18 protein-coding genes are annotated in these 22,430 nt (G+C 72.8%); 6 read left to right on the top strand and 12 right to left on the bottom strand.

Annotated features, from left to right (window positions below):
- The first annotated feature begins 26 nt into the window (after positions 1-26).
- Positions 27-1,967: a hypothetical protein gene (locus LCN96_RS10580; protein WP_225272414.1), complete on the top strand. Its 1,941-nt coding sequence runs from the start codon at positions 27-29 to the stop codon at positions 1,965-1,967.
- A gap of 59 nt (positions 1,968-2,026) precedes the next feature.
- On the opposite strand, the gene LCN96_RS10575 is transcribed toward LCN96_RS10580, so the two are convergent.
- The 8 genes from LCN96_RS10575 to LCN96_RS10540 form a co-directional block, all read right to left on the bottom strand.
- Positions 2,027-3,031, bottom strand: coding sequence for a zinc-dependent alcohol dehydrogenase family protein (locus LCN96_RS10575; protein WP_225272413.1), 1,005 nt, complete (start codon positions 3,029-3,031; stop codon positions 2,027-2,029).
- A 75-nt stretch (positions 3,032-3,106) separates the two neighbouring features.
- Positions 3,107-4,291 (bottom strand): NAD(P)/FAD-dependent oxidoreductase, encoded by a 1,185-nt coding sequence (locus tag LCN96_RS10570; protein WP_225272412.1) that lies wholly within the window; start codon positions 4,289-4,291, stop codon positions 3,107-3,109.
- A 93-nt stretch (positions 4,292-4,384) separates the two neighbouring features.
- A complete protein-coding gene (locus LCN96_RS10565) occupies positions 4,385-5,329 on the bottom strand; it encodes an RNA polymerase sigma-70 factor (RefSeq protein WP_225272411.1) in 945 nt (314 codons plus the stop codon).
- Positions 5,330-5,372: 43 nt separating this feature from the next.
- A complete protein-coding gene (locus LCN96_RS10560; RefSeq protein ID WP_225272410.1) occupies positions 5,373-5,525 on the bottom strand; it encodes a DUF6203 family protein in 153 nt (50 codons plus the stop codon).
- A 51-nt stretch (positions 5,526-5,576) separates the two neighbouring features.
- Positions 5,577-7,748: a serine/threonine-protein kinase gene (locus LCN96_RS10555; protein ID WP_225272409.1), complete on the bottom strand. Its 2,172-nt coding sequence runs from the start codon at positions 7,746-7,748 to the stop codon at positions 5,577-5,579.
- Positions 7,749-7,854: 106 nt separating this feature from the next.
- Positions 7,855-9,615, bottom strand: a complete 1,761-nt coding sequence (locus tag LCN96_RS10550) for a serine/threonine-protein kinase (RefSeq protein ID WP_225272408.1) — start codon at positions 9,613-9,615, stop codon at positions 7,855-7,857.
- Positions 9,616-9,662: 47 nt separating this feature from the next.
- The gene (locus tag LCN96_RS10545; protein WP_225272407.1) at positions 9,663-11,423 is read right to left on the bottom strand and encodes a serine/threonine protein kinase; all 1,761 of its coding nucleotides are present in this window, start codon (positions 11,421-11,423) and stop codon (positions 9,663-9,665) included.
- Between the two features lie 30 nt (positions 11,424-11,453).
- Positions 11,454-12,263, bottom strand: a complete 810-nt coding sequence (locus tag LCN96_RS10540) for a TIGR03619 family F420-dependent LLM class oxidoreductase (RefSeq protein ID WP_225272406.1) — start codon at positions 12,261-12,263, stop codon at positions 11,454-11,456.
- A gap of 89 nt (positions 12,264-12,352) precedes the next feature.
- Between LCN96_RS10540 and LCN96_RS10535 the strand changes: the two genes are divergently transcribed.
- Both LCN96_RS10535 and LCN96_RS10530 read left to right on the top strand, forming a co-directional pair.
- Positions 12,353-13,600, top strand: a complete 1,248-nt coding sequence (locus tag LCN96_RS10535; protein ID WP_225272405.1) for an LLM class flavin-dependent oxidoreductase — start codon at positions 12,353-12,355, stop codon at positions 13,598-13,600.
- A complete protein-coding gene (locus LCN96_RS10530) occupies positions 13,597-14,469 on the top strand; it encodes a TIGR03619 family F420-dependent LLM class oxidoreductase (RefSeq protein ID WP_225272404.1) in 873 nt (290 codons plus the stop codon). Before LCN96_RS10535 ends, LCN96_RS10530 begins: the two co-directional genes overlap by 4 nt.
- Before the next feature lie 298 nt (positions 14,470-14,767).
- On the opposite strand, the gene LCN96_RS10525 is transcribed toward LCN96_RS10530, so the two are convergent.
- Positions 14,768-15,730 carry an ArsR/SmtB family transcription factor gene (locus tag LCN96_RS10525; RefSeq protein ID WP_225272403.1) on the bottom strand — a complete coding sequence of 321 codons (963 nt, stop codon included), beginning with the start codon at positions 15,728-15,730 and terminating at the stop codon, positions 14,768-14,770.
- Between the two features lie 123 nt (positions 15,731-15,853).
- Between LCN96_RS10525 and LCN96_RS10520 the strand changes: the two genes are divergently transcribed.
- The 3 genes from LCN96_RS10520 to LCN96_RS10510 are packed head-to-tail and all read left to right on the top strand — an operon-like array spanning position 15,854 to position 18,780.
- A complete protein-coding gene (locus LCN96_RS10520) occupies positions 15,854-16,666 on the top strand; it encodes a HipA family kinase (RefSeq protein ID WP_225272402.1) in 813 nt (270 codons plus the stop codon).
- Positions 16,663-17,040, top strand: coding sequence for a DUF3037 domain-containing protein (locus tag LCN96_RS10515; RefSeq protein WP_225272401.1), 378 nt, complete (start codon positions 16,663-16,665; stop codon positions 17,038-17,040). Before LCN96_RS10520 ends, LCN96_RS10515 begins: the two co-directional genes overlap by 4 nt.
- A 57-nt stretch (positions 17,041-17,097) precedes the next feature.
- Positions 17,098-18,780: a SpoIIE family protein phosphatase gene (locus LCN96_RS10510; protein ID WP_225272400.1), complete on the top strand. Its 1,683-nt coding sequence runs from the start codon at positions 17,098-17,100 to the stop codon at positions 18,778-18,780.
- An 18-nt stretch (positions 18,781-18,798) separates the two neighbouring features.
- On the opposite strand, the gene LCN96_RS10505 is transcribed toward LCN96_RS10510, so the two are convergent.
- The 3 genes from LCN96_RS10505 to LCN96_RS10495 form a co-directional block, all read right to left on the bottom strand.
- Complete coding sequence (locus LCN96_RS10505) at positions 18,799-19,620, bottom strand: NAD(P)H-binding protein (RefSeq protein ID WP_225272399.1); 822 nt, start codon at positions 19,618-19,620, stop codon at positions 18,799-18,801.
- Positions 19,621-19,629: 9 nt separating this feature from the next.
- Positions 19,630-20,472, bottom strand: coding sequence for a GNAT family N-acetyltransferase (locus tag LCN96_RS10500; protein ID WP_225275954.1), 843 nt, complete (start codon positions 20,470-20,472; stop codon positions 19,630-19,632).
- A gap of 72 nt (positions 20,473-20,544) precedes the next feature.
- A complete protein-coding gene (locus LCN96_RS10495; protein WP_225272398.1) occupies positions 20,545-22,128 on the bottom strand; it encodes an alpha/beta hydrolase in 1,584 nt (527 codons plus the stop codon).
- Positions 22,129-22,430: the final 302 nt, after the last annotated feature.

Below are 22,430 nucleotides of genomic sequence, written 5' to 3'. Positions count from 1 at the left end.
CCTCGCCCGTGGGAGGAGGCACGCGGTTGCGTACGTGGTTCGAGCCTCAGGAGACGGAGGAGTACGAGGCGGCCAGGACCGTCCTGATCAGGCGCTGTCTCGCCTGGGCGGACGAGCACGGCCGCCCCGCCGACGCGCCGCTGCTCCGCGCCGCCCTCGACGCCCGCCACCGCAGCCGTGACGGCCGCCTTGCCTACTGGGACGAGCCGCAGATCAGGCGCTACCTGCTAGGCTGGATCCCCAAGTACGTGGTGACCCCCAGGGAGATCCTGGAGATCGCGCCGGAGATCCTGCGCACGTTTCTGCACTACCTCGCCGCCACCGGCCTGCGCGACCCGCGGGGCGCCACACCGGCGCAGGCCGACGACGCCATCATCCGGGCGCTGCCCGACTTCCGCGCGGCCCTGGACGACCCCTCCCTGCAGGGGCTGGCCAAGTTCTGGGCGCAGACGGCCCTCGACCACGGCAACGACCTCGCCGGCCCGGGCGCGCTGCGGGACTTCCAGCTCGACCTCGACGCCGGCCGCATCCGCTACGACCAGGAGCTGCTCGACCGGCTCCTGCGGGCCCGCTGCACCCGGACGGACCTCGACCTGGAGGAGGAGCGCGGCTGCCTGCCACCGCCGGTCGCGCTGCCCGCGCCCGCCGACCTGGCCGAGGCCGCCGCCCGCAGCACGACGGTACGGCGCCTGGTCGCGCTGGCCACCTGGGCGGGCGAGGTGGGCCGCCCCCTCACCAGGGCGGGTGACCTCACCCTCGCCGACGCCCGCGAGCTGTCGATCCTCCTCGGCACCGGCGAGGAGCAGCTCCAGGTCCGCGGCTCCGCCGGCCTGCCGCGCCTGAGTCTGCTGCTGGCCTGGGCCAGGAGGCTGGGCCTGGTCCGCGTCAGCAGGGGCCGCCTGTGCCGGGTGGCCAGGGCCGCCCCGCTGCTGCGCGACCCGTCGGCGCTGTGGGCCCGCGCCTTCGACGCGCTGCCCCACCTGATCACCGCAGGCGGCCACACCGAGTGCTTCGACCAGATGCTGGACGCCCTGTACGGCATGCGGGACGTGCCCGTGGCCCGCGTGGCGGAGCTGGTCTGGCTGACCTGCCAGGAGCACACGGCCAGGGACGGGACACCCGAGCGGATCAAGGACCTCCGGCGCCGCTGGGCCGCCGTCGAGCTGGACGGCACCCTGGAGATGCTGGCCGACCTGGGCGCCGTGGACCTCACCCGCGGGCCCCCGGACGAGCAGCCCGACGACGATCGGCCGCTGCCGCCTGACGCGCTGGAACGCCTGCGCGCCCGCCTCGCAGAGCCCGACCTCCTCCTGGCCCGCCTCACCCCGCTCGCCCTGGCACACCTGCGGGACCGCCTGCTCGCGCAGGGCCACGACGCCCCGCTGATCGGCGAGCTGGCCACCGCACCTCCGGCGGAGCTGCTCGGCGTCCTGTTCCAGCACTACCCGCCCCGCGAGGCCGCCGTCGAGCTGAACGCCTGGCTGTCCCGCCCGGGCCAGGACCTGGAGGTGCTGCTGCGGGCGATCCGCGACTGCCCGTTCCGCACCCGCGCCGCCGCCATGCTCGCCGTGCTCGCCGAGGTGCATCCCCAGGGTGCGGCCCTGGTCCGGGCGTTGCGCCACGATCACGTCCTGGCCGCCACCGCCCTGACCCTGCTCGTGGACGCGGGCGAGGTGGACCCGGCGACGCTGGACCGGCACGAGCACCTGCTGCTGGGCGCGGAGAACTTCCTCACCCTGCTGGAGCTCGGCGGTGCCCGGGTCCTCATCGATCAGCTCAGGTCGATGGCGGGCGACGACGCGTACGAGCTCGCGACGGCGGTCCTCACCTCCGGCCACCACGACGTCACCGGGCTGGAGGAGCTGCGCGAGCTGGTGGCGCAGCCGCTGCGCGAGCGCCCGTTGCGCCTCATCCCGGGCACGGGCCAGGGCACCCGCCGCTCCGCCCGCAGAAGACGCCGCTCGTAGGGCCGCCGCACCGCCTCACCGGCCTTCACGCGCCCTTCGTGACGTCCATGGCCGGCTGGTCAGGCGGGGCCGAGCTCGATGACGACCTTCCCGAACGGCGAGCCCTCCCGGTAGTGGCGGTAAGCGGCGCGCACGTCGGTGAAGGTCCGGTCGATCACCGGCCGCAGCCCGGCGGCGGCGACGGCGGCGCACAGCTCCTCCAGGTCCGTGCGGTTGCCGACGAAGACGCGGCGCAGCGTGGCCAGGCTGGAGGCGTACGCCTCGTGGGAGATCGCCAGGTGCTCGCTCGTGTCATCCCTGGTGATGAGCACGACCACCTCGCCGTAGAGCGCGGCGGCCCGTACGGAGCCGTCGATCGTGGCGGGCCCGGCCGTGTCCACCACCAGGTCCGCCCCCTTGCCGCCGGTCAGCTCCCGCACCCGCCGCCACCACTGCGGCGTGGCGGTGTAGTCGATCACGTGGTCGGCGCCCAGCGCCTTCAGCCGGTCGGCGTGGCCCGCCCGCGACGTGGTGACGATCACCCGGCACCCGAGCAGCCGCGCGAGCTGCACCCCGAACAGCGACACCCCGCCCGTGCCGAGCAGCACCACGGTCCTGCCGGGCAGCAGCTTCCCGCCGCCGGTCAGCGACGTCCACGCGGTCAGCGCGGCGCACGGCAACGTCGCGGCCTCGGCCCAGCTCAGGTGCTCGGGCACGGCCACCGCCGCCTGCTCGTCGAGCAGCGCGTACTCGGTCAGCATGCCGTCCGACGTGCAGCCGGGCTGGTCCACCAGCTCGGGCCGCAGCCGGCCGTCATGCCAGCGCGGCCAGTACGACCCCATCACCCGGTCCCCTGCCCTGAACCTGCTCACCCCCGGCCCTGCCGCGACCACCTCCCCCGCCCCGTCGCTGACCGGGATCACCCCCGGCCGGGCGGGCAGGGCGTAGGTGCCGTCCAGGATGAGCAGGTCGCGCTTGTTGAGCGCCGCCGCGTGCACCCGGACCAGGAGCTGCCCCGGCCCCGGCTCCGGCACGGGCGCCTGGCTGAGCACGATCTCCGGCCGTTCCAGTCGATGAGTACGCATGCCGGGATCCTGCTGGCCCGCCCGCCGGCCCGGCAATTCCCGGCGGGGAATCGTCGCCCGGCCGTCCCCGCACCGCTACGCCACCGCGCCGGCGGCCGAGCCCTCCCGCAGGACGCGGCGGGGCCGCGCGGGCATCCCGAACATCGGGTGGGCGACGCCCCAGGCGGCCCCCTTGCAGACCAGCTCCTTGTAGACGGCGGCGAACCGGCCGGTCAGGGCCGCGCTGACGGCACGGTCGTCGGCGGTGACGTACTGGATCAAGCCCTCCTTGCGCCCCAGCGAGACGCACTGGTTGAAGTAACGCAGCGGCGCGTGCGGGAGCTTGCCGCCGGTCAGGCGAGCGGCGATCGCGTCGGCGGCCTGCCAGGCGGTCGGCAGTCCCGAGGCGCACGACATGCGCAGCGGCTTGTCCCCCGGGCCCATCACCCTGGCCGCGTCGCCGATGGCGTACACGTCCGGGTGCGAGACCGAGCGCATGGTGTCGTCGACCACGATCTGTCCGTTGGCGGCCAGCTCCAGCGCGGTCGCCGCCGCGATCGGGTGGACAGCGAAACCAGCGGTCCACACGGTGACCGCCGCCGGGATGGCGGTGCCGTCGGCGGTGGTGACGCGGTCCGGCTCGACGGCGGCGACGGTGGTGTGCTCGTGGGCGGTGATGCCGAGCCTGCCGAACACCTTGCGCAGGTGGGCGCGGCCCTTCGGGGAGAGCCAGCCGCCGAGCGCGCCACTGGCGGCGAGGGCGACGCGCAGGTCGGGGCGGGCCTCGGCGATCTCGGTCGCGGCCTCCACACCGGTGAGCCCGCCGCCGACGACGACCACGCTCTGGCCCGCGCCGAGACCGTTCAGGCGCTCGCGCAGGCGGAGCGCCCCGGGGCGGCCGGCGATCTCGTAAGCGTGCTCGGCGGTGCCGGGGACGCCCTGGGGGTTCCAGGCGCTGCCGAGGGCGTAGACGAGCGTGTCGTAGGGCAGCTCCTCGGCACCGTCCGCCGCGACGACACTGACGGTCTTGCGATCCACGTCCACGCCGGTCACGCTGCCCAGCCTCAGCTCGACCCCCGTGCCCGCGAACATCTCGCTGAACGGCCGCGGCCTCAGCTCCTGGCCGGTCGCGAGCTGGTGCATGCGCACCCGTTCCACGAAGTCGGGCTCGGCGTTGACCAGCGTGACGGCGACGTCTTCACGGTGCAGCCGCCTGGCGAGGCGGCCGGCGGCGAAGGCTCCGGTGTATCCGGCTCCGAGGACGACGATTCGGTGCTGCATTTCCTCGCTCCTGTCTTACGCGGTTCCGCCCCCTGAACCGGACGGCCCCGCGATTCCTGACAGGAACCCGTTGTGATGCCCCTCACACTCCACTCAGTACGCGACGAACAGCGGCTCACCGTGGTCGCCGGCCGCCCACCGCTCGGTCGCGCGCACGAGCTTGTCGGGGTTGATCTGGTTGCGGAACGCGGCGATGCCGTCGGCGGTGATCTCCAGGCACATGACGCCGACGACCCGCCCGTCCACGACCGCCACGACGGCCGGGCCCCCGTTGGCGGTGGTGATGTGCACCTCGGGCCGGCCCCCGAGCATGGCCCGCTTCGACTCGGCGGGCTTGAACAGGCCGCGCAGGAACTTCGCCACCGCCACGGCCCCCTCGAACGCCTTGGCCCGTGCCGGGACCTTCCCGCCGCCGTCGCCGACGGAGACGGCGTCCGCGGTGAGCAGGCGGACGAGCGGCTCGGTCCGGCCGCTGGTGGCCGCCGCCAGGAACTCCTCGACGATCTTCCTCGCCGCCGCCTCGTCGATCTCCGTGCGGGTCCGGCCGTCGGCGACGTGCTGCTTGGCGCGGTGGAAGATCTGCTGGCAGGCGGCCTCGGTGAGGTCGAGGATCTCGGCGATCTCCCGGTGCCGGTAGCCGAAGGCCTCCCGCAGCACGTACACCGCCCGTTCGTTGGGCGTCAGGCGCTCCATCAGGGTCAGCACCGCGTACGAGACCGACTCGCGCTGCTCGGCGGTGTCGGCCGGGCCGAGCATCGGGTCCCCGGCGAGCAGCGGCTCGGGCAGCCACTGGCCCACGTAGGTCTCACGGCGCGCCCGCGCGGAGGTGAGCTGGCTGAGGCACAGGTTGGTCAGCACCTTCGTCAGCCACGCCTCGGGCACCTCGACGCGCTCGACGTCGGCGGCCTGCCAGCGCAGGAACGTCTCCTGCACCGCGTCCTCGGCCTCCGCCGCCGAGCCGAGCAGGCGGTAGGCGATGGCCTCCAGGCGCGGCCGGGCGGCCACGAACCGGTCGACGTCGTCCGCGGTCAGGGGCATGGCCTCGATCATAGGCGGTGCCGCCTTCCGGCAGCCCGCGTGGCTACCTCGGCGCAGCGGCTCTGCGGTACTCGGTCTCCTCCGCACGGCGGTGCCGCTTGCGGCGGGCCAGGAACCAGCCGAGGACGAGGGCGGCCAGGCCCAGCGGGGAGGCGGCCAGGCGGCGGGCGAACAGGAGCTTGAGCAACTTCTTCATGCGCTCGCCCCTGCCCGCGAGAGATCGGGGCACGCCTGCGCCGGCTCGGGATCACTCCTCGACGATCGGGCCGGTCGTGGTCGGTGAGGGGGTGGTCTCGCCGGGATCGGGGTTCGGCTGCGCGAACACGCCGACCGTGATGGTGACGTCGGTGCCGGGCTTGGCGCAGGTGCCCGGTGACAGGCTCTGGGCCAGGACGGTGCCCGCACCGGCCTCGTCCTCCACCGGCTGCTCCCGCACCTGCACGGACAGGCCCGCCGCCACGAGTGCGGCACGGGCGTCCTCCCGCTGCCGGCCGACGACCGACGGGGCGGGGCTGCCGTTGCGGGCCACAGTGAGGGACACCGAGGTGCCACCCGTGACCCGGCGCCCCGCCTTGGGCCGGGTGCCGAGGACCTGGCCGTCCGGCTGCTGCGAGCAGGAGCGGGTGATGCCGCCCGGTTCGAGGCCCGCGCGAGCGAGCGCCGCCTCGGCGGCCTTGCGCTGCATGCCCGCCAGGGCCGGGACCGGCAGGCCCGCCGAGATCTGGAGGGCGACCTTGGTGCCCTGGTTCACGGTCGTCCCGGGGGCCGGGTCGGTGGACAGGATCCGGCCGATCCGCTGGGGGGCGTCGCGTTCGGTGATGCGGCCGGGGGTGAGGCCCGCTCGTTCGAGCGCCTGGGTGGCGGCGGCCCTGTCGAGGCCGATCAGGGGCGGGATGGCTGCCGTGGCCGGACGGATCAGCGTCGGCGGGTCGCTGGTGGAGGGCTCTTGAGGGCCGCGGGATTGGGGCTTGGGTCTGGTGGGCGGTTGCGTGGAGGGGGCGGAGGCCGAGGGTGGGGAGGTGATCGGCTCGGAGGTGAGTGGGCCGCCGCCTGCTTGGGGGGTGGGGGTTGCGGCGTTGTTCCTGTTGATCGTGGGGATGATGACGGTGAGGAGCACGGCGGCGGTCGCCAGCAGCGCTACGCAGACCGCGACGGCGGCCCTGGGCCAGCCCCGGCGACCATGAGGGGGGCTTTCCATCGCGGCCCCGGCACCGAAGCCCGGCCCGGAGCCATGCCTGAGGCCGTCGTCGGTGCCGAAGCCCTGTGCCGCCCCGCCGGCGCCGGGCGGCTCACCGGTGTTCGTGCCACCTCCTGGAGAAGCCCCAGGGGCGGCGGCTCCCGGTAAGCGGCCGGCGGCGGAGCCTGGCAAGGGCATCGGAGCGTCGGCACCCGAAGGCAGGTGGTAGGCGCCGCCCGGCGCGCCCGTCGCCTCCGGCTCGGCCATCGGGAACGCCGCCGCGCCCGGCCCGCTCGCGCCCGGCCCGCCAGTGGGCACCCCGCCCGCGCCCGCCCCCGTCCCACGTTCGTGCGTCTCGGGCGAGCGCTGCTCCGGAATCAGCGGCGGCGGCGCACGGAGAATGTGCGGCGGAGGCGAACGAAGCACCTCAGCCGGCACCCCCTCGGTCGCCTCCCCCAACAGCTCGAACAGCAACTCCCGACTACTGGGCCGATTACGGGCATCCTTGTCGAGACACGACTCCACCAGCACCCGCAACCGCCCGTCCAGCCGCCCCAGCTCAGGCGGGGCGGTGAGAATACGGTGCAGCACCGGCGCCACCGAGTCCTGGCCGAACGGAGCCGAGGCGTTCGCCGCGAAGCACATCGTCGCGCCCCACGAGAAGACGTCGGCCGCGCCGGTGACCGCCAGGGCCGTGATCTGCTCGGGAGCCATGTACGCGGGCGTGCCCACCCCCCGCCCGCTCACCGTGGCCGCCGCGTCCAGCGCCTTGGCCAGGCCGAAGTCGATCACGCGCGGACCGTCGGAGCCGAGCAGCACGTTCTGCGGCTTGAAGTCACGGTGGACGATGCCCGCCCGATGGATCGCCGCCAGGGCCGTGGCCGTGCTGACCGCCAGCCGCTCCAGCGCGCCACCCTGCCGGGGGCCGGTGAGCGTGACCTCGCGGGCGAGCGAGGGCCCGTCCACGTACTCGCTGACGATGTACGGCCGCCCCTCGTCGAACCCGGCATCGATCACCTGGGCCGTACAGAACCTGGCCACGTGCTTGGCCAGCTCCACCTCCCGCAGGAACGCCGCCCGCTCATCCCCCACGGGCCCGTGCAGGAGCTTGACCGCGTACCTCTCCCCGCCCCTCGAACCGAGGAACACCGCGCCCTGCCCGCCTTCACCCAGGCGCCCGGAAAGAAGGTACTCCCCGAGTCGCTGCGGGTCCCCCGTTCGGAGCGGCTGCGCCGTCGGCACGGGCGCCTCCCCTCGCCGCCACCCGTTCTGCCTTCTACTGAAAGCAACAGCCCGCGAACAGTCAACGGTGCCCGGCCCAATCGCCGCCTGAACGTGACACAGCCAGTCAGGACGTACGCGCGACCTTGCCCGAATACGTCACGTCGTCCTTACCGCCACGTGTCACCTTGATGGCCATCTGGTTCGGATCAGCGGTGGGCGACATCCACACCGTCCCCGGATGACACTCCTTGCCCTGCACCTGCTCAAGGGCGAACACCATGCCACTGCCCGTCCGACCCAGGCGACCCGAGCAGTGCAGGTCAGCGCCCCACCGCATCATCCCGCCGTCGTCGCTGGTCAGGTGCAGCTCGATGGGAAAGACCCGCTCGGCGGTGAAGTGCTCCGCCGACCCCGTCCACGTCCCCTCCACCCCCTGCTCGGCCCCCCGCGCCCACACCAGGAACCCGGCCACCGCCGCCACCAGCCCACCCACCACCACGACCACCTGCCATGGCCGGAACCGCCGCCGTCCACCTCCAGGAGGAGAGGTCTTCTCAGGGCGGCCAGTAAGGGCCACTGCCTCAGGCCGGGTGGTCGTGTCGGCACCGTCTTCGGCTGCGGCACTTTCGCCACCACCCCGCGAGACGACACTCCCGCCTCCGCCCGACGAGGCGACGCTCATCTCTCCGCCCGCCGAGGCGGCGCTTTCGCCCCCGCCCGAGGCAGCGGCGCCTTCGTCACGGCCGGCAGCGGCGGCGTCAGCCCGGGCCTGGGCCGCACGCTGCTCGCGGGCTTTTCCCTCGGCGCGCGCCGCGATCAGCGGCGCGGTGATCGCGGGAAAGCTCGTGGTGGGATCGGGATCAGTGATCTCACCGGGCTCGGACTCGGCCGCCCCCAGCCCGACAACCGCCCCAAGCGGACCAGTGCCCTCCGACCTACGACCCCCCGCACCCGAAACCGCACCCGAACCGGGGATCGAACCCGAGCCCGAGACCTGCCCGCCACCCGCCCCCGACGACCGCCCCGCACCCAGCTCACCACCCACAGCGGCCATCGCCCCCGTGGACAGCACATCACCCTCCACCACGTCCTGCCCGAGCAGCAGCCGCAACACCCCCTCGGCGTCCGGCCGCTCCCCCGGCTCAGGAGCGAGGCAAGCCTCCACGATCTCCCGCAGCCGCCCGCTCAACGACCCGAGATCAGGCTTCCCGTACAGAACGCGGGCCAGCACCTCCTGATGCGTGTCCGCCGTGAACGCCTGCCGCCCCGTAGCCGTGTAAGCCACGGTCAGCCCCCACGCCCACATGTCCGCGGGCGGCCCGGCGGACTCCCCCTTCATCCGCTCGGGAGCCATGTACGCGGGCGTCCCCATCGGCAGGTGCGTCGTGGTGGAAGCGGTGTCCATCAACCGGGACACCCCGAAGTCGATCACCCGCGGCCCGTCGATGCCGAGCAGCACATTGCCCGGCTTGAAGTCCCGGTGCACCACCCCGGCCCGGTGAATCGCCCCCAGCGCGGTGGCGGTGCCGATGGCCAGCCGTTCGAGGGATCCGCCCTGGCGAGGCCCCTCCTCGATCACCAGCTCGCGCAGCGAGGGCCCGTCGACGTACTCGCTGACCAGGTAGGGCCGGTCACCGTCGAGATCGGCGTCCAGAAGCTGCGCCGTGCAGAACGCCGCCACCTTCCTGACCGCCTCGACCTCCCCCAGGAACCGCCGCCGGGCGGCCGGATCCCCGGAAAGGCTGGCATGCAGCAGCTTGACCGCGACCAGTGTGCCTTGCGGTGATTCGCCCAGGTAGACGACCCCCTGGCCGCCTTGACCGAGCTTGCGTGTCAGCCGGTACGCTCCCAGCTGCCTGGGATCATCGGCACGTAGCTCGGACATATCCTCCCATTATGCCGCCCACCTGGGGATGCGGGCCGCGTCCCCGTTCAGGAACCACGTAAGACCTTCCCCGAATACGTGACCCCGCCCTGCCCTTCACGCGTCACGTTGATGACGATCTGGTTCGGATCAGCGGCGGACGGGACGACGCGGAGCGTGCCCGGGTAACACATGTCGCCTTTGACCCGGTCGAGCCGGAACGTCAGCGCGTTCTTCCCCGGGGTGAGCCGTCCGGAGCAGTGCAGGTCGGCGCCCCAGCGCATGCTCGACGAGCCCTCGGCACGCAGACGCAGCTCCACCGGGAAGATCCGCTTGGCGGTCGGGTGCTCGGCCGAGCCCGTCCACGTGCCGTCCAGATCCGGCCCCGCCGCCGTGGAAGCAGGCGTGGAAGCAGGCGTGGAAGCAGGCGTGGAAGCAGGCGTGGAGGCGGACGTCGCAGCGGTGGTCCGGGCGGGAGTCGGGGCGGATGTCGAAGCGCGCGTCGAGGTGGCGCTCAACGGAGCGGCTGTTGGCGGCGTGACCTGTGACGTCCCGGCCGCTTCCGGCTGCCGCTGTTCGGCCCACCAGAGCACGCCTCCCGCCACCGCCACGGCCAGCCCCGCAGCAGCCGCCATCACGACCGGCCGCCCCCGCCACCACCGTCGCCCATCCGGCGCCCCAACCGACAACCCAGCCGTCTGCCCAGCCGGCGAGCCAGGCGATGGCCCAGGCGGCGGCCCGCCTTCCGGCTCCGTCCTGGCGTCCGCCCCGGCCCGAGGCCCGGTAGCGGCGGACAGCCCAGCCCGCCCCACGCCCCGCAGCCCGGCGGTGGAAGGCACCGCACCGAGCGCCTCAACACCAGCCCCATCGGCGACCTGGCCGACGGGCTCATCACCAGGTGTGGCGGCGGCCCGGCTGTCCGGCCCGGAGGCAGCACGGCCGTCAGGCGCGCCAACAGCGCGATCGTCGGGCCCGGCGCGATCCCGGTCGGACCGCGTGGCCGCGCGGGCACCGGTCGTGAGCACATCGCCGGCCCCATGCCCCAGCAACCACCGCAGCACCTCCTCCGCATCCGGCCGCTCCCCAGGATCGTGACGCAGGCACCCTTCCACCACCTCCCGCAGGACCCCGTCCAACCCCCCGAGATCCGGCTTCCCGTACAAGATCCTGGCCAGCACCTCCTGGTACGTATCAGCCAGATACGCATGCCGCCCCGTAGCCGTATAGGCCACGGTCAACCCCCAGGCCCAAAGGTCCGCAGCAGGCCCCGCAGACTGCCCCTGCACCCGCTCCGGCGCCAGATAAGCAGGAGTCCCCAGGGAAAGCCCAGTAGTGGTGGTAGCAGCCGCGTCCATCATCCGGGACACCCCGAAGTCGATCACCCGCGGCCCGTCGAGCCCGAGCAGCACGTTCGGCGGCTTGAAGTCCCGGTGCACCACCCCCGCCCGGTGGATGGCCCCGAGGGCGGTGGCGGTGCCGATGGCCAGGCGGTGCAGGGAGCCGCCGGAGCGCGGCCCCTGCCGGGCCACGTGCTCGGCCAGCGACGGTCCCTCGACGTACTCGCTGACCAGGTACGGCCGGTCGCCGTCGAGGTCGGCGTCCAGGAGCTGCGCCGTGCAGAAGGCGGCCACCCGCCGCACGGCCTCCACCTCGCCGAGGAAGCGGCGCCGCACGTCGGGCTCGCCCGACACCCTGGCGTGCATGAGTTTGATCGCGACCAGCGCCCCCTGCGGCGACTCGCCGAGGTAGACGACCCCCTGGCCGCCCTGCCCGAGCCGGCGCAGGATCCGGTACTCGCCCAGCCGGGCGGGGTCGTCAGCGCGGGACATAGGCCGCCATTATGACAGCAACCCCTGCTGTCACATCAGTGCCGCGTACTCGTCCAGGAGCGGCAGCACCACGTCGGCGGGCCCGCTGGGCAGGGTGGCCACCACCTGGGTGATGCCGAGCGAGGCGTAGTAGTCGAGCTTGTCCCTGCTGGGCCGCGTGCCGAAGGGGATCACCTCGCAGGCCTCCGGCCGCCCGGCCTGCTCGCAGGCCGCCCGCAGCGCGGGCAGTGCCGCCTTGATACCGTGCCCGCCGATCGGCATCCATCCGTCGGCGTACTCGGCGACCTGGGCGAACAGCTTCGGCCCCGCGGCTCCGCCCAGGTAGACGGGCGGCGTCCGGACGGGCTTGGGCCACGACCAGGACGGCTCCATGCCCTCGATGTGGGCCACCTCGTCCCGCCACAGCGCCTGCATGGCCAGCACGTTGCGCCGGGCCACCTCGCGGCGCCGCCCGTACGGGACGCCGTGGTTCTCGATCTCCTCCACGTTCCAGCCGAACCCGACGCCGACGACCACGCGCCCGCCGGAGAGGTGATCCAGGGTGGCCAGCGCCTTGGCGGTGACGATGGGGTCGCGCTGGGCGGCGAGCAGGATGCCGGTCCCGACCCGCAGCTCGCGGGTCACCGCCGCCGCGTAGGACAGGGCGACCAGGGGGTCGAGCGTGCGCCTGTACTCCTCGGGCAGCTCACCCCCGCCGGGGTACGGGGTGCGCCGCGAGGCGGGGATGTGGGTGTGCTCGGGCACGTACAACGAGTCGAAGCCACGCTCCTCCGCCGCCCTGGCGAGCTCGTGGACCGGCATGGCCAGATCCGTCGCGAACATCGTGACGCCAAGCCTCATACGACACTCCCCACAGCGAACCAAGCGATTGCTCGGTTAAGATTTCCAGAGTACCTTGCAGAAGACCATCCCGCGGAAAGAGGTCCACGGTGAAGTTTTCTATCTTCCTGAATCCGCAAATACCAGGCTCTGGTTACGCCGCCGAGGAGAACGCCAGGGCCAAGCGCCCGATCGGGCGCGACACGGAGTCGTACCAGAGACTGCTGCACGAGGTACGGGAGATAGCCGTCCACGCCGACCAGATCGGGTTCGACGCGCTGATGATGACCGAGCACCACTTCCATTCGGAGGGCATGGAGTTCTCGGTCAACCCGCTGATGTTCCTCACCGACCTCGCCGCCAGGACCGAGCGCATCCTGCTCGCGCCGCTGGGCCTCGTGCTGCCCGCCTGGGACCCGATCAGGGCGGCCGAGGACGTGGCGTTGCTCGACCAGTTCAGCAAGGGCCGGCTGCGGCTCGGCGTGGCACGCGGCTACCAGAACCGCTGGATGAACGTGCTGGGCCAGCGCTGGCAGGCCGCCGCCGCCCGTTCCGACGGCTCGGCGTCCGACACGCGCAACTTCGACGTCTTCGGCGAGGTGCTGAAGATCATGAAGATGGCGTGGACGCAGGAGACGCTCCGCTACAAGTCGGACGTGCTCGACTACCAGGTGCCCTACCCGTACGAGGGCATCGAGGGCTGGCCGGCCCAGGAGTGGACCCGCACGTTCGGCTCGCCGGAGGAGATGGACGGCAGCGGCACGATCAAGGCCGTCTCCGTCTGCCCCAGGCCGTACCAGAACCCGTACCCCGAGCTGTGGCAGCCGTTCACCATCTCCGACCGGTCGGTCATCAGGGCCGCCCAGGAGAACATCCTGCCGTGGATGTTCACCCCGAACCCGGACGACCACGCCCAGAAGGCCAAGCTGTACCAGGAGGAGTCGGCCAAGCAGGGCCGCCACTACAAGCTGGGCGAGCACACCGGCATCCTCAAGATCGTCGGTATCGCCGACACCACCGAGGAGGCCATCAACACCTTCGGCCGCAGCATCCCGAAGGACTTCGCCGCCTTCTTCGGCCCGTTCGGCTACCTGGAGGTGCTGCGCAAGAAGGAGGACGAGAAGCACAAGCCCATCTCCCCGGAGAAGGGCGACGCCAAGCGCATGAACGACGTCGAGATGGCCCTGTTCGGCACCCCCGACGACGTCAAGCGCGGCATCCAGCGCATGCTCGACCGCATGCCGGACCTGGAGTGGTTCGGCCTCTACATGCAGGGCCAGCAGGGCGTGCTGCCGCTGGACACGGTCAAGCGGAACCTGGAGCTGTTCGCCACCAAGGTCGCCCCGGAGTTCCGATGAGATACTGGCTGGGAGCCTCGTTCTCCGACACCGAGCACTTCGTGGAGCTGGCGCGGGCGGCCGAGCGGTGCGGGTTCGACACGCTGACGCTCTCCGACCACCTCTTCTACGCCGACTTCGCCACGCCGTACCCGTACTCGAAGTCGGGCAGGCCGCGCTGGGACGCGAGCACGCACTGGCCGGACGTGTGGGTGACGATCGGCGCCATGGCCGCCGTCACCACCACCCTGCGCTTCTCCCCGAACGTGTACATCGCCCCGGCCCGCGACCTGTTCACCGTGGCCAAGCAGGTCTCCACGGCGGCGGTGTTGTCGCACGACCGGGTGACGTTCGGGGTCGGGGTGGGCTGGTGCGAGGAGGAGTTCACCGGCACCGGGCAGGACTTCCACACGCGGGGGCGCCGCCTGGACGCGATGCTGCCCGTCCTGCGCTCGCTGTGGGCGGGCGAGACGGTCACGCTCGACGGCCTCCCGCCGCTGTCGATCTGCCCAGTCCCCGCCCGGCCGATCCCGGTCGTCGTGGGCGGCGACAGCGAGGCGGCCCTGCGCCGCGCGGCCAGGCTGGGCGACGGCTGGATCGGCAACCGCATCTACACCGAGGAGCAGTTCGACGAGGTCCTGGCGTCCCTGCGCGGCCGTCTCGACGCCGAGGGCAGGTCAACGGACGGCTTCGAGATCATCGCCCCGCTCGCCGTGATCCCCGACGCGGACACCTACCGCCGCTTCGAGGCCAAGGGTGTGACGGGCACGATGGCCGCCCCGTGGTGGCTGGCCACCCCCGAGGAGAAGGCCAGGTACGGCGAGGGCACCCTGGAGCTGAAGATCGCCACCATGGAACGCTTCGCGGAGGAGGTCATCGCGAAGACCTGAGGCCACAAGGTCGCTGACCACCCGGAACGAGACGGCCGCGCCGTGCCGGTCACCGAAAGGCCCGCCCCAGTAGGGCCCGCATGCGCGCCACCGGCCCGCGTACCGTCTCCAGCTCCGCGACGACCTCTCGGCCCCCGGATCCGCCATCGCCGCAGGACCGCCCGCACCCGGGTTCCGCTCAGCCTTCCATACGAGGAATGCGAGAACGTATGGAAGGCTCCGCAGCGAGGCCCTCAGTATCTTGGTCGCGTCCGGGAGGCGGCCAGCCTTTGCACGTGGGCGCAAAGGGTGGACACGCCTACCGGCCCGCCGACAGCAGCGTGCGCCCCAGCGGGGTCGTCACGTGCAGCACCGCGGTGCCGTGGCGATGCGTCTCGATCAGCCCGGCGTCACGCAGCACCCGCGTGTGGCGGCTGACGGAGGCGGGCGACGTCGCGGCGCGCTCGGCCAGTTGCGTGGTGGTGGCGCCGCCGTCGATGGCGGCCAGCACCGTCGCGCGGGTCGCGCCGAGCAGCGCGACCAGCGACTCGCTGCGGTTGGCCTGCCAGTGCGAGTGGCAGTCGATCGGATACACCAGCGTCGGCGGCAGGTCCGGGTCCGCCAGGGCGACGGGGACGCGCCGGCAGAAGTACGACGGGATCAGCAGCAGCCCGCGCCCGTGCAGGTACAGGTCGCGGTCCACGTCGTAGTCGACCTCCAGCAGCGGCGGCTGCCAGCGCATCAGCGGCGCCAGCCCGCGCAGCAGGCCCTCCGGACCGCCCGCCGCCAGGTCACGCCGCCTGCGTGACACCTCCGCCGCGACGGCGGCGTCGATGGTGTCCTGGTAGGGCTCGATGGCGATGGCGTGGTACGACCGCAGCGTGGCGGCCAGGTTCATCAGCGTCGCCGTCTCCCCCTCGGCCAGCCGCCTGCCCCAGCCGGGCAGCGGCGCGGTGCGGGCCAGCGTCCGCATCTCGTGACGCAGCCGCGCGCGGGGCGTGCCGAGGATCGCCTGCAGGCCGGCGTCGAGCCCCTGCAGCCCTTCGGGTGGCGTGATGAAGTCGGGGAAGTACGGGCCGAACGGCGTCAGCGCCGCCACCACCCGCTCGTGGCGGCGCAGCTCTCCCTCCTGCCGCACCGCCTCCAGCCAGGGACGCAGCGCCGCCGGTGGCGCCGGGTCGGCGAGCCGATGCCTGCTGAAGACCAGCTCCCAGAAGGGATCGACGCTCTCCGCTAATCGGATGCGCCGTAAGTCCGCGCCGGTGAAGTGAATCCTGAGCATCGATCCCTCGATCCCCTCATCCGGTCCCAACTCTACGACGGCGGGCCGCCTTCCGGCAGCGGGCCGCGCGAGCACCCCTTCGCCCCGATCAACGCAGGCGGCCGGGGGCGATAGCCTCATCTGGTGCTGGAAAAGATCGCAGCGACCCGTTACGTCACCCCGCTGCGGGAGGGCGGGTCGCTGCCCGGCGTCGTCGAGGCCGACGACCTGGGCACGTACGTGGTGAAGTTCCGCGAGGCCGGCCAGGGCAGGCGGGTGCTGGTCGCCGAGATCGTCTGCGCCGAGCTGGGCCGCCACCTCGGGTTCAGGACTCCGGAGCTGAAGCTCATCGACCTCGACCCGCAGCTCGGCGTCAGGGAGCCCGACTACGAGGTCCAGGAGCTGCTCAAGGCCAGCACCGGGCTCAACCTCGCGGTCGACTTCCTGCCGGGCGCGCTCGGCTTCGAGCCGCTGGCTTGGGTGGCCGATCCGCTGTTCGCGGCGCGGGTGATGTGGTTCGACGGCCTCATCCACAACATCGACAGGAGCTGGCGCAACCCCAACCTGCTGGTCTGGCACGGCGACACGTGGCTGATCGACCACGGGGCCGCGCTCTGGTTCCACCACAACTGGCGCACCGCCGACCCGCAGCGCCCGTTCGACGCGGGCGACCACGTGCTCGCCCCGTACGCGGGCGACGTCGAGGCGGCGGGCGACGAGCTGGCCGGCCGGATCACCAGGGAGCTGCTGGAGAGCGTGACGGCGCTGGTGCCCGACGAGTGGCTGGCCGGCGAGCCGGGCTTCGGCTCACCCGGCGAGGTGCGCGAGGCGTACGTCGATCACCTGCTCCAGCGGGCGCACGGGCCGCGCGAGTGGCTGGTACGCGGCGAGCACAAGCAGCGCAAGCAGGGCCCGGGATCGGTCGGCGAGTTCTGGCGGGGAGGCGGCGGCCGGTGAGCAGGGACGTCTACGAGTACGCGGTGATCCGCGTGATGCCCAAGGTCGAGCGGGGCGAGCTGATCAACGCGGGCGTGCTGCTCTACTGCCAGCCGCGCGAGTATCTGTGCGCCCGCGTCGAGCTGGACCCCGGCCGGCTGCGGGCGCTCGATCCGCAGGCCGACGTCGAGGGGGTGCGCCGGGCGCTGAGTGCGTACGAGCTGGCCTGCGGCGAGGAGTGCGGGCCGCTGGCGGGAGAGCCGCTCGGCGGCCGGTTCCGCTGGCTGACGGCGCCGCGCAGCACGATCGTCCAGGCGGGCCCCGTGCACGCGGGCCTCACCGCCGACCCCGAGCTCGAACTCAGTCGCCTTTTCGCCAAGCTCGTCCGCCTTTAGGCCCTTGACCAGCGGCGATGCTGGGTAGGAGCAGGAAGGAGGGAAGGAGGGCCGGCCGTGGGCGACATCGAGCAGTCCGTCGTGCCGCGTTCCTTCCGGCTGGGCGATCTCTCCCACGCGGGCACGTACGTGGTCGACGACCGCGGGCGGATCGTCGAGGTCAACCCGCAGGCCGAGCGGCTGCTGCGCCGCGGCGCGGGAGAGCTGCTGGGCCGCGACGCCCACGACCTGCTGCACCGGGGCGAGAGCGGCGAGCCGCTGCCGCGCAGCCGGTGCGTGATGCGGCAGCCCCTGCTCACCAACGACTCCGCCCACGGCCAGGACGTGTGGCTGCAGCGGGGCGACGGCTCGCTCGTGGAGATCGCCTGGGTGGTCACCCCGTGCCGGATCGGCGACGGCGGGTCCGGCGCCCTGGTGCTCTTCCACGAGATCGGCTCGGCCGGGCTCGGTGAGCGGCAGCGGGCGCACCCCGCCCCGGAGATGTCGCAGCTCGACCGGCTGGCCCTGCTCGCGGAGACGACCACGACGCTCACCGCCAGCCTGGACGTGGACGAGACGCTGCGCCAGCTCGTCCGCCTGGTCGTGCCGCTGCTGGCCGACTGGGCGGTGGTGGACCTGCTCACCGAGGAGGGCGAGGTGACGCGCGCCGCCGTCGTCCACCACGAGGACGGCGTCCTGGCGCACCGCGCCGACCTGGAGCGGCCGATGCCGCCGCTGCCGCGCGAGTCCACGATGCCGCTGGCGCGGGCGCTGCGCGGCGTCACCGCGACGCTGGTGAGCCCCGCCGACTACGACCGGCCGCTCGAGTCGCGGCTCGCCGCCGTCCAGCGGGACCTGTTCAAGGCGACCGGCATCTGGTCGGCCTGCACCGCGCCGATCCGCGGCGTGCGCGACGTGGTCGGCGCCATGACGCTGGGGCGCTCCGAGCAGTCCCGGCCGTACACCACGGACGACCTCCTGCTCGTCGAGGACATCGCCCGCCGCGCCGGGCTGGCGCTCGACAACGCGCGCCTGTACGAGCGGCAGCGCCGGGTCGCCGAGACCATGCAGCGCCACCTGCTGCCCCGGCTGCCGTCGGTGCCCGGGCTGGAGATGGGCGCCTGCTACGTGCCCGCGCCGCACGCCTCACAGGTCGGCGGCGACTGGTACGACGCGTTCGTGCTGTCCGACGGCGCCACCGGGCTGGTGATCGGCGACGTGGTGGGGCACGACCTGGACGCCGCGTCCGGCATGGCGCAGGTCTGCAACATGCTGCGCGCCTACGCCGGCGAGCTGGAGGAGCCGCCCAGCGTGATCGTGGACCGGCTCGACCAGGCGGTGGCCAGGATGTCGGAGACCACGATGGCCACCGTCGTCTTCGCCAGGGCCGAGCGCATGGACGGGAGCTGGCAGCTGCGCTGGACCAACGCGGGGCATCCGCCGCCGCTGCTGGTCGACGGCGACGGGCGCACCCGCTACCTGGAGGACGCCGGCGGCCTGCTGCTGGGCACCGGCTTCGCGCCCGTCCGCGAGGACGCGGTCGTCGAGCTGCCGCCGCGCTCCACCGTGCTGCTCTACACCGACGGGCTGATCGAGTCGCCCAGCCACTCCCTCGACGAGGGCCTCGACCGGCTGCGCCGGCAGGCCGCCGCGCTGACCCGCCACCCGCTCAGCGTCTACTGCGACCGGCTGCTCACCCGGGTCCGCCCCGCCGACAACGACGACGACGTCGCCCTGCTCACCCTGCGGGTCCCGGGCTAGCGCCTGGCAGATCGCTGGTCAGCCGAACGCGCCCGCGTTGTCCCGCGCCCACTGCGCGAACGTGCGCGGCGGGCGCCCGGTCACCTCGTCCACCGTGGGCAGCACCGCCGACTCGTCCAGCTCCCCGCGCGCGAAGAACCCGTAGAACGCCTCCGCGTACGCCTCCGGCATCCCCCCGGCGACCATCTCGGCCCTGGACTCGGCGTCGCTCATCCCCTCGAACCGCAGCTCCCTGCCCAGCACCTCGCCCAGGATCCGCACCCGGTCACCGGGCCGCAGCGGCTGTGGGCCCGTCAGCCCGTACACCTGCCCGTCATGCCCCTTGTCCAGCAGGGACGCGGCCGCCACGGCGGCGATGTCGAGCGGATCGACGGTCGCGACGGCCACCTCGGGCCAGGAGTCGCGCACGACGTCCCCTGACCTGAGCTGCCCGGCCCAGCGCAACGTGTTCGACATGAACGTGCGGGGCCGCAGGATCGTCCACGGCACCCCCGACTCCCGCACCAGCGCCTCGGAGCGCACGTGGTACGCCGAGATCGGGTTGCTCACGTCGGCGGCCTCGGCCGCGCTCGCCGACAGCAGCACCACGTGCTGGACGCCGGCTCGCGCCACGGCCGCCAGCGTCTCCTCCATCCGGTCGTACCCGGCCAGCAGGAACACCCCGCGCACACCGCCCAGGGCGGCCGCCACCGACTCCGGATCGTTCAGGTCGCCCAGGACCAGCTCGGCTGGCAGCTCGGCCTCGCGCCGCACCAGGGCCCGCACCGGCGCGCCCGCCTCGGCCAGTGTCCGCACCAGCGCGCTACCCGCGTTCCCCGTTGCACCCGTGACAAGGATCATGCCCGGATGCTAGAACAACACGGACATGAAGGTGTCGATCTCCCGGAAGCCCACCTTGCGGTAGACCGCCCTGGCGGCGTGGTTGTAGTCGTTGACGTACAGCGAGACGACGGGCGCGAAGCAGCTCATCGCCGCCTCCACCACGGCGGCCATGCCGGCCACCGCGTATCCCCTGCCCCGCAGCTCCGGGGCGACCCAGACGCCCTGGATCTGGCAGGCGTGCGGGGTGACGGCCCCCACCTCGGCCTTGAACACCACCCTGCCGTCGTCGATGCGCGCGTAGGACCGCCCGATCCTGATCAGCTCGGCCACCCGCGTCCGGTAGAGGGCGCCGCCGTCACCGAGGTTCGGCGATACGCCGACCTCTTCGGTGAACATGGCCACGCACGCCGGCAGCAGCATGTCGAACTCCTCGGGCCGCACCCGCCGCACCATCGGGTCGGCGGCCACGGGCGGCTTGCTGGACGTCGCCATGACAGGCTGCGCCCAGCGGATCGCCCTGGCCCGCCCCCAGTACGGCTCCAGCCGCTCCCACAGCAGCGAGACCGCGTCGACCGGCCCCACGATCGACGAACAGCGCCGCCCCTGTTTGCGGGCACGGTCAGCGAACGCGTGCACGGCCTCAGGGCCGGCGTTGACGGGCACCATGTTGGCCCCGGCGTAACAGAGTGACACGAGGCCACCGCGCGGTCCGAACCCCCACATCTGCCCGCCGAGCCTCGCCGGATTGAGTCCGACGGCCCGCACCCGAGAGGACACGAAGACGTTGGCGACCGGATCGCTGTCCAGGAGGGCGAGGACCTCGTCCCGGTCGTTGTCGTCGAGCACGCGCGACGCCGATGTACGCAGCATCACATGGTCAGACTACGCGAAGGGTTACCGAATACGGCATCCGGCGCTGCCCACGGTAACCCTTTCTTGACGTCAGCCGATGGGCAGGCCCTCCAGCACGCCCAGGATCCCGAGCAGTCCCTGCTGCTGCGGGCCCTGCGACGTCATGTGCGCGGCCGGGCGTGGCTCGGCCGAGGCGGGGCAGGTCGTGTCACGGCGCGGCAGCGTGCCGTCCCGCAGGTACGCGGCCAGATGCCCGTCCAGGCACTTGTTGCCCGCCAGCGACACCCCGTGGTTGCCGCCCTCCTCGAGCACCATGCGCGAGCGGGGGAACAGCCGCGCCATCTGCAGCGCGCCCTGGTACGGGGTCGCGGCGTCGTGCCGTGACTGCAGCATCAGGAACGGCGGCAGCTTGCGCGAGGAGTGCACCTCCACGGGCTTGCCGCCCCGCACCGGCCAGAACGCGCAGGGGGCGTTGAACCAGGCGTTCGGCCAGGTCAGGAACGGCGCCTGGCGGTGCATCGCCTTCATGTCGGCCCGCCACCTGTCCCACTGGCGCGGCCAGCGGGCGTCGCGGCACTGGACGCTCAGGTAGATGGCGTAGCCGTTCTCGTCCGCCGCGTCGTTCTTGCCGTGCTTGGCGTAGATCTCGGTGAGCCCCTTGATGTCGCCCTGCCGGACGTAGGAGGACCACGCCTGGGCGAACTGCGGCCACACCTTGTCGCTGTAGCCGGCCACGGTGAAGGTGTCGTCGAGCTCGCTCGGGCCCACGAGCCCCCCCGCCGGCCTGGCACGCAGCCGGTCGCGCATCGCGTAGTAGGCGAAGGAGGTCTGCTTGACCGTGGTGCCCAGCTTGTAGGCCGCGTGGTGCTTGGCGGTCCAGGCCAGGAACTGGCGGTGCCGGCGTTCGAAGGCGCTGTCCTGCTTGAGGTTGGAGTCGTACCAGACGCCGGTGGGATCGACGGAGCTGTCCATCACCAGGCGCTTGACGCGGCCGGGGAAGAGGGTGGCGTAGACGGCGCCGAGGTAGGTGCCGTACGAGTAGCCGAGGTAGCTGATCTTCTCCTCGCCGAGTGCGGCGCGGATGGTGTCCATGTCCCTGGCGGAGTTCTCGGTGGTGAGGTGCGGCAGCAGCCAGGACCAGAGCTGGCCGCAGCGGGAGGCGTACTCCTCGGCGCGCGCGAGCAGCCGCTTCTCCTCCGCCCTGTTGTGCGGCACCGCGTCCGGCCGCGGGGCCTTGTAGTACGTGGCGGGGTCCACGCAGTGCACGGACGGCTCGCTGGCGCCGACGCCGCGCGGGTCGAACCCGACGACGTCGTACCGCTCGGCCACGTCGGCGGGCAGTGACGTGGCCACGTACTCGGTCAGGTCGCGGCCCGACGAGCCCGGCCCGCCCGGGTTGACCAGCAACGTCCCGAGATGGTTGCCGTCCCTGGGCACCTTGGCCTTGATCCGGTTGAGCGCGACCTTGATCGACTGCCCCATCGGATGGCGGTAGTCGAGCGGCACGCGTACGGTGGCGCACTCCAGGGCGGCCGAGGCCGTCTTCCCCGCCACCTTGGGACAGGCCCCCCACACCACAGGCGCCTTCCTGCCGGCCACCGCTGCTCCGTCCGCGCTCACGACCCCCGCGACGAGCACCACCAGTCCGGCGACAACCCCCATTACCCGCTTCACCCGGCCCCCTTCCTTGTCATAGGCCTTGCGATGCTCCCGTGCGCGACCACGCGGTGACTGCGAGTATGGAGACATGTTTGCCGATCTGTAATGATCCCATGACACAGCGCAACCGTCCCCGGTCCCGAAACTTTCGCACCTACGCTCTCCACACCTCCAGCCCGCCCTGCCCGACGCGGGCTCCTTAGCCACCGTCTCCCGGCTCCCCGACCCCTTCGCCAAGCTGAACGGCACCCGCGTCGCCACCCGGGCCGACGGGCGGTGCAGGCGCCAGGAGATCAGGAAGCTGGCGGAGAAGTTCG

The organism is Nonomuraea gerenzanensis (genome assembly GCF_020215645.1).
Classification (GTDB): Bacteria; Actinomycetota; Actinomycetes; order Streptosporangiales; family Streptosporangiaceae; genus Nonomuraea; species Nonomuraea gerenzanensis.
Note: the sequence above shows the minus strand (reverse complement) of the source record. Positions and strands in the feature narration are given on the sequence as shown.